The organism is Paenibacillus sp. GP183 (genome assembly GCF_900104695.1).
Classification (GTDB): domain Bacteria; phylum Bacillota; class Bacilli; order Paenibacillales; family NBRC-103111; genus Paenibacillus_AI.
The window spans coordinates 5,406,391-5,417,369 of the sequence record NZ_FNSW01000001.1; the positions used below are offsets into that span (position 1 = coordinate 5,406,391).

A 10,979-nucleotide genomic window follows, 5' to 3' on the forward strand; every position below is an offset into this window, starting at 1 on the left:
AATTCATGGATTAGAAACGGGAAAGGAGAAGCTTGGATGGAGTCGATCTTGAAAGTGAAAAATTTAAAAACCCGGTTTAAGACCGACAATGGTTTGGTTTCCGTCGTGGATGGCGTTGATTTTCACATTCGTTCCGGCGAAACGCTCGGTATTGTGGGAGAATCCGGTTGCGGAAAGAGCGTCACCAGCCTTTCGTTGATGCGTCTGCTTCCACCTAACGGAAGCAATGAAGGCTCGATCCGCTTTCAGGGCAAAGAACTTTTGACCATTTCCGAAAAAGAAATGCAAAAAATTCGTGGAAATCATATGTCGATGATTTTTCAGGAGCCGATGACCTCGCTCAATCCGCTGCATACCGTTGGCAAGCAGATTTCGGAATCCGTTCTGCTGCATTTGCAGGTAAGCCGACAGGAAGCAAAAGATAAGGCCTTGAATATGCTGAGGGCGGTCGGGATGCCCCGCGCTGAAGAGATTTATGACGAGTACCCGCATCAGCTTTCCGGAGGCATGCGCCAGCGGGTTATGATCGCCATTGCGATGGCCTGCAATCCAAAATTAATCATTGCCGATGAGCCAACAACTGCGCTGGACGTTACGATTCAAGCTCAAATCCTCGACTTGATGAGAGATTTAAAAGAAAAGACAGGGACATCGATCATGCTCATTACCCACGATTTAGGCATAGTGGCGGAAATGTGTGATCGCGTCCTCGTCATGTATGCGGGGCAGGTCGTGGAAGAGACGGATGTCCACACCTTGTTTAACGATCCGAAGCATCCTTATACGGTCGGATTGTTGGAATCGATTCCTCACATTGAAGAGGAAAACGAGTATTTGAATACGATCCCCGGCTCGGTTCCGCTTCCTTATCAAATGCCCAAGGGATGCCGCTTCGCATCGCGTTGTTCGCATGTGAAGGCGATTTGTCACAAGCAGCCGCCCGAACTCACCGAGATTGCTGTAAATCATAAATGCCGCTGCTGGCTTTATGCGAAAGAGGTGCATTAATGGAACAGCCGATTTTGGAAGTGAAAGGGTTAAAGAAGCATTTTCCGATCAAAACCGGGATTTTTAATAAAACAATCGGATATGTGAAAGCGGTAGATGGAATCGACTTCAATGTGTTTCCGGGCGAAACCTTGGGCATTGTAGGCGAATCCGGCTGCGGCAAATCGACGGCAAGCCGGACCGTCATGCGTCTTTTGGAACCGTCGGCAGGGGAGATTTGGTTTCAAGGGAAAAACCTGGCCGAGTTATCGAACGAAGAAATGCGACGGATGCGCAAGGATATTCAGATCGTATTTCAGGATCCTTACGCCTCCCTGAATCCCCGGAAGACGATTAAACAAATTTTGCTCGAACCGCTCAAGGTTCACGGGATTGGTTCATCAAGGCAAGAAAAGTTAAGCATGGTGGAGGAAATCATCGAAGTTGTAGGACTTCGAAAAGAGCATCTGGACCGCCACCCGCACCATTTTTCTGGAGGGCAGCGTCAGCGTATCGGCATTGCCCGAGCGCTCATTTTAAAGCCTAAGGTGATTATTGCGGATGAGCCGGTGTCGGCTCTGGATGTATCGATTCAGTCTCAAATTCTGAATCTGCTCAAGGATCTGAAGAAGGAATTTCAGCTTACGCTCATTTTCATTTCTCATGACTTGTCTGTAGTCAAGCACCAGTGCGACCGGATTGCCGTGATGTATCTGGGCAAGGTTGTCGAAATTGCCGACAAGCAAAAGCTGTTCGGCAATCCTTCGCATCCGTATACTCAGGCATTGCTTTCCGCCTTGCCTGTAGCCAGTCCCGGTGCCAAAAGAGAAAGAATCATTCTTCAAGGAGACCTTCCGAGTCCGGCCAACCCTCCTTCCGGTTGCACCTTTCACCCGCGATGTCCGCGTGCTATGGAAGTATGCAAGGGAGAGGTTCCTTCTTTACTTCCCATCGGAGGCGGACAGCAGGTGGCCTGCCTTCTTTATCAAGAAATTTCGAAAACAGGATCGTACTGATGATATATTAGGATTATCAAGGAGGTAAAAGCTTTGAATTTTGATGCGATGCACTACCCCTACCCTTCGAGAAGAAATACCGTTTATGCGAAAAATGGAATGGTAGCGGCCTCTCAGCCGCTTGCGGCACAGGCGGGTCTGGATATTTTGAAAAAAGGCGGAAATGCGATTGATGCGGCGATTGCCACAGCCGCTTGCCTGACGGTCGTTGAACCGAATGCTAACGGAATTGGCGGAGATGCCTTTGCCCTTGTATGGACGAAAGGGGAGCTGCACGGGCTGAATTCCAGCGGACCGGCACCGAAATCGATCTCCATTGAAGCGGTGCAAGCAGCTGGACATAAGGAAATACCGCTCTACGGATGGCATCCAGTAACGGTTCCGGGCACCCCGGCCGCTTGGGCCGCATTGTCCGAACGGTTTGGCAGGCTTCCGCTGACCGAGGTTTTGCAGCCCGCGATCGACTATGCGGAAAACGGATATCCTGTAAGTCCCGGGATCGGGACTTTATGGAATAAGGAATATAAAACATTTAAAAAAGTACTGGTCGGCGAACAATTCGAAAACTGGTTCAAAACGTTCGCTCCGGAAGGAAGACCGCCGAAAATAGGTGAATTGTGGAGATCGCCCGATCATGCCAAGTCACTAAGATCGATAGCGGAAACCAAAGCGGAATCGTTTTATCGCGGCGAACTGGCGGATAAAATCGATGAATTTTCACGTAAGCATAATGGGTTTTTGAGAAAAGAAGATCTCGCCGGATTTTACCCCGATTGGGTGGATCCCATTCATGTGCAGTACCGGGGCTATGATGTCTGGGAAATTCCGCCGAATGGCCAGGGGCTGGCCACACTCATGGCCCTTAATGTATTGAAAGGCTTTGATTTCGCGGCGAAAGATACGGCAGACACTTATCATAAACAGATAGAAGCGTTGAAGCTCGCGCTTACCGACGGTCTCCACTATATTACACAGCATGATAAAATGACTGTTTCCGTGGAACAACTATTGTCAGATGCATATGCGCTGACAAGAAGACAGCTCATCAAGGATGAGGCGATTGAACCGGCCCACGGAGATCCAACTAAAGGAGGCACCATCTATTTAGCTGCCGCTGACGGGGAAGGTAACATGGTTTCCTATATTCAAAGCAATTACAGGGGATTCGGTTCGGGATTGGTGGTTCCTGGAACGGGAATCAGCCTGCATAACCGGGGACGCAGTTTTTCCCTTGATCCGAATCATCATAATCGGCTTGAGCCCGGAAAGAAACCATTCCATACGATTATTCCAGGATTTTTGACTAAGGATAATGAGCCTGTAGGCCCGTTTGGCGTCAAAGGCATGTTTATGCAGACGCAAGGACATTTGCAGGTCGTGATGAATATGATCGATTTCCATCTCAATCCGCAGGCCGCTCTGGATGCGCCGAGATGGCAGTGGATCAGCGGTAAAAAGGTGCTTCTAGAACGCAGCTTTCCGGAACATCTAGCCCTGGATCTGGCTAAAAAAGGGCATGCTGTTGAGTGGTCGATGGTTACGGAAAGCTTCGGATACGGGCAGATTATTGTCAAGGATCAGCATGGAGTGCTGGCCGGCGGAACGGAGCAGAGGACAGACGGTTGTATTGCGTCTTGGTAATGCCATAAAACGAAGAACGAGACTAATTTCTTGCAGCATCTCAGCAGCATGAAAAAGTAAGGGGTTATAAGATGACTGTATTTGATATCGTTCTTTTTCTAGTTGGTCTGCTGGCTGGTATTTCGGGCTCTATAGTAGGACTCGGAGGTGGATTTATCGTCGTCCCTGCACTTACCTTCCTGTTCCCAGGAATGCTTCCGGCGCACATAGCAGGCACATCCATGGCGATGCTTCTCTTCAATTCCATCTCCAGCACTTACGTATACGCGAAGCAGAAGAGAATCGATTACTCGGCAGCGATCTGGTTTGCGGTTGTCTCCGTACCGGGCGCCGTCCTTGGGGCCTTCATGGCACAGCATATTACGGGCAAAGCTTTCTTCATTAGCTTCGGTCTATTTCTGATATTTGTCTCACTCCTGCTTCTGTTCAAGCCCAAGCAGCCATTGCGTCTGCCGTTTAAGCCGACTGTACACCGCAGCTTTGTCGATGCTGCCGGACAACGATTCGAATTTGCCTACAATCGCCCGACTGGCATGGCTATAAGCTTTCTGGTCGGCTACTTATCGAGCTTATTCGGGGTCGGCGGCGGCAGTCTTATGGTGCCGACGATGACTCTGCTGCTTCTCTTCCCGCCTCATATCGCCGTGGCTACTTCGATGCTTCAAATTTTTCTATCTGCCATAGTAAGCACATCAACACATGCCTATCTGAATAACATCGACTGGCTGAAGGTACTGTTCCTATCTCCGGGTGCCATCATCGGGGGGCAAATCGGGGCGCGACTTGCAAAACGTCTTCCTGCAGGATTAATCCTTAAGCTGCTGGCTGTGATGCTGATACTTGTTGCCGTTCGCTTGATAATGAAATGAAAATAACCCTATAGTATCCGACCGGCAAATTCAATGATGCTGAGTTAATTTGGCCTCTTTGATGAACGTCAAGCTGTCCATGATCGGCGGGTGAGCTTAGGCTCGCTCGCTTTATTTTTGGATTATCAATGTAACGAAGTGAGAACATCAACTTTCAAGGAGTGAACGAGAATGAAACCCAAAATTCAAAGGCTCCGTGACTTTACAAAAGGTCTTAGAAAACTGAAAATCACTCAAAAACTAATCCTTCTGGTCTCCATCCTTACATTCATCATCATTTTGGTTGGCGGTAATATGATCTTTATCAATCGCCAGGTTGCAAAGGATATAAACTCCTATACGGAAATAATACATATTAAGCAGCAGTACCAGACCTTATCCTCCGACATGTATACCGCATTGTTACAAATGCTCTTAGCCAGTGACACTGCCGGTAATGATCAAAAAAAGGCCATTGATTCTATGAATCAAACTCTCGATACTATAAGTAAAGAGATCCCTGCTCTGAAAGCCAATTTCGAGCTTATGGACAAGAGCTATCCTCCTAAAAACGATACGCCTACTTTTTCTTCCCTTCTTAGCAGTTACATAGATGGATTCAATTTACTCCAAGACTCGAAAGAGCAAATGTTAAATAGTGATAGTGTCGTTGCACAAATTCAAAAAGTTATTATTAAGCAACGTGTGCTTGATACATATAGCTTTTTTATATCTGCAGCAAACAAAGAGCTTAACCGAGTATTTTCCGAATTATCTACTCAAAAAGAAAATACGATGATGAACACAATGTCGTTTTCCAACAATATCATTTTCATTATTGTCGTTGTTCTGGCTGTCGTGCCATTTGCAATCATTTATCAATTTATACGTTCCATTCGTAATGGCATGCAAGGGATCATTCGACGCATCGAGGCTTTCAAAAACAACGATTTCACCTTTCAAAACGATATGCATCGTTTGGACGAGTTCGGTCAAATTGATACCATGCTGACAAGCATGGGGGACAACCTTAGAAATACGATACGCTCAACCGTCGACACCAGCAATAAAGTTCTCTCGATCTCGAGTAATATGAAAGATTTGGTCGAAGAAAACAAAACGGCTTCGGAATCCGTTCATCACTATGTGGCTGTCGGTGAAAGCAAGATTGCTTCTCAATATGAATATACCGCGTCGATTTCGGCGGTTACAGAGCAAGTATCGGCTAGCTCAGAGCAAATTGCCGCGTCAAGCGATCATATCAACGCGGATATGATGCGTATGCAAGAAGCCTCTAAAACCGGTAAACTGAAAATGGATGAGGTTGTTACATCAGTTGAAGATGCGAAGAATGGATTTAACGAGCTAAGCAAGACAGTTGAAGTCATTAATGACCGTTACAAGCAAATCAGTCGATTCCTCACGGGAATTCAAGATATAACGACTCAAACCCGTTTGCTTTCGTTAAATGCTTCAATTGAAGCAGCCAGAGCAGGTGAATCAGGCCGCGGCTTCACAGTTGTTGCCGGTGAAATTCGCAAGCTGTCGGGTCAAACGGACTTGCTGTCCAAAGACATATTTAATGCTTTAAACCAAACTCAGAAAGATATGAACGTCGTTAACCAAAGTTTTGCATCATTTGAATCGATACTGACCAAAACAAAAGAAATTTCACTCGATTCCATTCATACGTTCAGCGATTTACAAGAACAAAGTGTACTCATATCCAGTCAAATGAGTGAGATTGGTGTTGCTATCAATGAGATTGCTTCGGGAATGTCGAATATTGTTGGATCGGTAGATGTTCTATCAACATCTTCCTCAGATGTATATGGTTCCATGAAGGAAATGAAACAAGTATCCGAAACACAATTCAATGTTTCAGATGAGCTATTTTCTTTGGCAGCGACACTGAAAGAAGCATCTGACGAACTAAATGAGAAGTCTTCCCGATTCACTATTTAAGGAGGTATAAGATGAGTCTGCTTGATTTAAGAAGCGATACTGTTAGTTTACCCACGGATGAGATGTTAAGATCCATTTATTCGGCCAAACTAGGCGATGATATATTAGGAGAGGATCCTACCGTTCAGGAGCTTGAGGAATTAGGATCTAACATTTTTGGTAAAGAAGCCGGTATGCTGACTGTCTCGGGTACAATGTCCAATCAGATTGCCGTCATGGTCTCGACTCAAAGAGGGCAGGAAGTGATCTTAGGGAAAGAATCCCACATGTATAACTTGGAAAATGCCGCTTTAGCTGCATTAAGTCAGGTACAGGTAAGGACCATCCCTTCCGAGACCGGATATTTTGACCCATATGAAATTGAAAAAGCGATACAAACTCCAAACATCCAGACCACCTCTACCGGTTTGATTTGTCTTGAGAATACGTATAACCTGAATCAAGGATTGGTAATGACTGTTGACAATATAAGAGAAATTAGTAAAATTGCAATTAAATACGGTATACCGACATTTATGGACGGGGCGCGGATCTTTAATGCTGCAGAGGCATCGGGAATAGATGTAAAGGAAATTGTGGACAGTGTTGACGCCGTCCAAGTATGCTTAACGAAGGGATTGGCAGCTCCACTAGGGTCCTTATTACTTGGAACTAAATCATTTATAAAAGAAGCTCGAAGAGTTAGACAACGTTTAGGCGGAGGTATGCGCCAGGCAGGAATCATCGCCGCCCCGGGGATCATAGCTCTTAATAAAATGAGATTTCGCTTATGGGAAGATCATGAACATGCCCGGTTACTTGCCGAAGGATTAAAAAACTTGCATGAGCATCTCGTCGATTTGCAAAAAGTGCAGACGAATATCGTGTGCGTCGACATTACTCCATTCGGTATCGAAAGTGATGAATTTTTAAGACGTATGCTGGAGCAGGGAATAAAGCTTAAAAAAATCGGTCCCCAACAATTTCGAATGGTGCTTTATTATCAAATAAGTAAAACCGATATAGAAAGAATAATCGAGTCATTTAAAATTGCACTCCAGTTGTAACCAATAATGCTCAGAAACAATCGAGAGGACTTACACCAATGCTTTTATTCACAATGTTCCTGATGGGGATCGTCCTCGGCTTTACCGGAACCGGCGGATCTGGTTTTATTATCGCCTTGCTCGTTGTCGCTTTCGGTATCCCGATTCATACCGCGCTTGGAGTGTCCTTGGCATCTATGGTATTTTCAACCTTTACAGGTTCTATCAGCCATTTTCGTGAAGGGAATGTAAATATTCGTATCGGGTTGGCCATGGGAGGCTTTGGAGCGTTGGGCGCATATGCGGGCACATGGATCTCTTCCGGCATCGACTCGAATCGTTTGGTTTGGATGACTGGAAGCATGCTCATCCTATCCGGCATTTTGATTTGGATACGTACACGGCTGGCTGCTGCAAAGCAGCAGGACGGAAAAGATGGAAATCCGGAAACCTCACCACTGCCCATGCCATTCTGGATCAGCGTGATGTTTTCAGGGATAGGAACAGGGCTGTTATCCGGAGTATTTGGAATCGGTTCAACCCCTTTCATACAACTTGCCTTACTTATCTTATTTGGCCTCTCCTTGCGCCAAGCGGTGGGTACGACTATGTTGGTTATTACGCCAATCGCCATATTTGCCTCATTGGGTTTCTTGCAGAACGGTCACTTCGACTGGCTGCTGCTGCTTAAGGTTACGGTCGGTACGATGATAGGCTCTTATGTGGGGGCCAAATTTACAAAGCGTGCTCCAAAACTCATTCTTCGCATCTCCATGATGTCCGTACCGATTGCCGGAGGGCTTTTGCTGCTCGTCCGGAACTGGTTACTTGTTTAACGAAACCTCTCCTTTCCAACACCTGTTGTTGATGAAAGGGACTAAGGAGATTTGGTTATGTCAAAAATCCAACAAAACTATCCTTTTTCCATCATAGATGCGACGTTTACCGAGCTTCAACAAGCTATGGAAACGGGATTGCTTACTTCCAGGAAACTGGTGGAGACCTATTTCAAACGTATCGAGGCCAACGACCGTCGAGGTTCGAATGTTCAAGCCATGCTTGCTTTGAATCCGTTTGCCTTAGAACAAGCTGATGAGCTTGACGAGGAAAGAAAACGGCAAGGTCCCAGAGGACCCCTGCATGGCATCCCGATTGTCGTAAAAGACAATTATAATACCAATGACATGCCGACTACAGGGGGGACACAAGTACTTGCCGGTTTTGTTCCTGCTGCCGACTGCCGCATCGTGCAAAATCTTCGCAATGCTGGAGCTATTATTATAGGAAAGACGAATCTGCACGAACTGGCATTAATTGGATTGACAAACAGCACACTTGGCGGACAAACGAAAAATCCGTATGATCTAACAAAAACTCCAGGCGGTTCCAGTGGAGGGACGGGTGTTGCTGTTAGTGCAAACTTCGCCGCGGCCGGTACTGGAACAGATACAGTGAATTCCAATCGTTCCCCTGCATCGGCAAACAATGTGGTAGGTATTCGTCCGACAAAAGGATTGATGAATCTCGAAGGTATTCTACCCGTCTCTTTTACCCAGGATCAAGCAGGTCCGATTGCAAGAACCGTAGAAGATACGGCGTTAATGCTGGAGGCAATGATTGATCTTGATCGTGATTATTCATACAGCCCAGGCCTTAATCCTCATGGACTTCAGGGGAAGAGAATCGGCGTATTGCGCAGTTTCTTTGGCAACTCACCCATACATGAAGAAGTAAACCGCATAACGGAAGCAGCTTTGCGTCAAATGCAAGAATTAGGTGCACAGATGATCGATTTAACATTCGTTGATATCGTGACGGATCAATTGATCTTAGAGCTTGATGTGCAACTATTTGAGCTTAAGCATGAGTTAAATCGTTATTTGTCCGACTATCAAGCTCCTGTTCGGACGATTGAAGAGCTTCTTGAAAAGGGGAGTTATGATCCGGCTATCGAGCTGATTCTGAGAACGGCTGCAGCTATTGAAGATCCTCTTAACGATTCTGAATATCAGAACCGTTTGAGAAAGATTGACGAGTTAAAGACAATGGTATTGGAGATTTTGGATGAGCATCAATTAGACGCCTTCGTATATCCGCATCAGAAGAGATTGGTTGTAGATATAGGAGAAGCTGCTCAAGCAGATAGAAATGGTATTTTGGCTGCTTTAACTGGTTGTCCCGCAATCACGTTCCCGGGGGGCTTCTCCGGCGCTTCAAGTACGGCTCCTATGGGTATTCCGGTAGGTATCGAATTTTTAGGACGGCCGTATGATGAGGCAAAGATCATACAAATGGCCTTTGCATTTGAGGCGGCAGTAAATCATAGACGGATTCCTCCATTTATAGCTGACTCAAACATTTAAGATTTGAAGGGAGCACTCTTATGAAACCTAACGTGTTTATTGATAGACCCATTCCTGCCAAGGTAGAAGAGTACATTGCCGAACATTGCGAATATGCGATTTGGGATCAGAAAGAACAGATTCCTTATGATGTTCTTAAGGCAAAACTGGCGGAGGCTGACGGATTGCTGACCTCCGGGTCCGCCTTGAAAATCGACAGCAGATTGCTGGAGATGGCACCAAGGCTGAAAGCAGTTAGCTTGACCAGTGTAGGGTACAATAATTTTGACATTGCAGCGATGAAAGCTCGCGGCGTGATCGGTACAAACTCACCGAACGTATTGAATGAAACTGTCGCCGATTTGGTACTTGCCCTGATCTTGAGCACGGCTCGCCGTATCTCTGAGCTCGACCGGTACGTGAAAGACGGGCTATGGAAGCCTGGAGATAACGAGAACCTATATGGTGTCGACGTTCATCACGCTTCACTTGGCATCATTGGTATGGGCAGGATCGGTGAGGCAATCGCTCGCCGGGCAAAATTCGGCTTCGGCATGGAAATAAGCTATCACAACCGTACGCGAAAGCCAGAGGCTGAACAGCAATTCGGAGCCACCTACAAAAAGCTGGACGATCTTCTCCGGTCGTCTGACTTTATTGTACTAATTACGCCGCTAACGGCGGAAACTGCAGGCTTGATCGGACGAGACCAATTTCAGATGATGAAGCCATCGGCCATTTTCATTAATGCTTCGCGCGGCCAGACTGTGGACGAAGCAGCATTGATTGAGGCGCTGCAGGCCGGACACATCCGCGCCGCAGGCCTGGATGTGTTCCAGATCGAGCCAGTTGCAGCAGGTAACCCGCTGCTGCGGATGCCTAATGTGGTGACGCTGCCGCACATCGGCTCGGCAACCTCGCAAACCCGCTTTGATATGGCGATGCTCGCGGCTCGCAATATTGTGCTAGCGGTTAACGGCAGTACTCCGCCAAATGTAGTTGCGGAGTTGGCATAAAACATGCCGTGCTGCGGCAGCAGAATGAATTGTACAATTGCAGTTAAATAGAAATGAACAAACTTGAAGAGAAAGTCTCAACGGACTTTCTTTTTTTTGCTGGAAGGATGTTTTTCAGACTTCCAGCATTCTGGAAAAA

General features: G+C 46.5%; 9 protein-coding genes. All 9 read left to right on the forward strand.

The window, feature by feature from the left end:
• The first annotated feature begins 36 nt into the window (after positions 1-36).
• The 9 genes from BLV33_RS26525 to BLV33_RS26565 all read left to right on the forward strand — a co-directional run bounded on the left by BLV33_RS26525 (position 37) and on the right by BLV33_RS26565 (position 10,840).
• Complete coding sequence (locus BLV33_RS26525) at positions 37-1,008, forward strand: ABC transporter ATP-binding protein (protein WP_090798535.1); 972 nt, start codon at positions 37-39, stop codon at positions 1,006-1,008.
• Positions 1,008-2,003 (forward strand): ABC transporter ATP-binding protein, encoded by a 996-nt coding sequence (locus BLV33_RS26530; RefSeq protein ID WP_090798537.1) that lies wholly within the window; start codon positions 1,008-1,010, stop codon positions 2,001-2,003. The genes BLV33_RS26525 and BLV33_RS26530 overlap by 1 nt, the downstream gene beginning before the upstream one ends.
• Positions 2,004-2,051: 48 nt before the next feature.
• A complete protein-coding gene (locus tag BLV33_RS26535; protein WP_090799235.1) occupies positions 2,052-3,644 on the forward strand; it encodes a gamma-glutamyltransferase family protein in 1,593 nt (530 codons plus the stop codon).
• A 71-nt stretch (positions 3,645-3,715) separates the two neighbouring features.
• Positions 3,716-4,513 carry a sulfite exporter TauE/SafE family protein gene (locus BLV33_RS26540; protein WP_090798539.1) on the forward strand — a complete coding sequence of 266 codons (798 nt, stop codon included), beginning with the start codon at positions 3,716-3,718 and terminating at the stop codon, positions 4,511-4,513.
• A 171-nt stretch (positions 4,514-4,684) separates the two neighbouring features.
• Complete coding sequence (locus BLV33_RS26545) at positions 4,685-6,457, forward strand: methyl-accepting chemotaxis protein (RefSeq protein WP_090798541.1); 1,773 nt, start codon at positions 4,685-4,687, stop codon at positions 6,455-6,457.
• Between the two features lie 11 nt (positions 6,458-6,468).
• Positions 6,469-7,503, forward strand: a complete 1,035-nt coding sequence (locus tag BLV33_RS26550; RefSeq protein WP_090798543.1) for a threonine aldolase family protein — start codon at positions 6,469-6,471, stop codon at positions 7,501-7,503.
• A 38-nt stretch (positions 7,504-7,541) separates the two neighbouring features.
• A complete protein-coding gene (locus BLV33_RS26555; protein WP_253187185.1) occupies positions 7,542-8,318 on the forward strand; it encodes a sulfite exporter TauE/SafE family protein in 777 nt (258 codons plus the stop codon).
• 57 nt (positions 8,319-8,375) lie between these two features.
• The gene (locus BLV33_RS26560) at positions 8,376-9,845 is read left to right on the forward strand and encodes an amidase family protein (protein ID WP_090798545.1); all 1,470 of its coding nucleotides are present in this window, start codon (positions 8,376-8,378) and stop codon (positions 9,843-9,845) included.
• Positions 9,846-9,865: 20 nt separating this feature from the next.
• Positions 9,866-10,840, forward strand: a complete 975-nt coding sequence (locus tag BLV33_RS26565) for a 2-hydroxyacid dehydrogenase (protein ID WP_090798547.1) — start codon at positions 9,866-9,868, stop codon at positions 10,838-10,840.
• Positions 10,841-10,979: the final 139 nt, after the last annotated feature.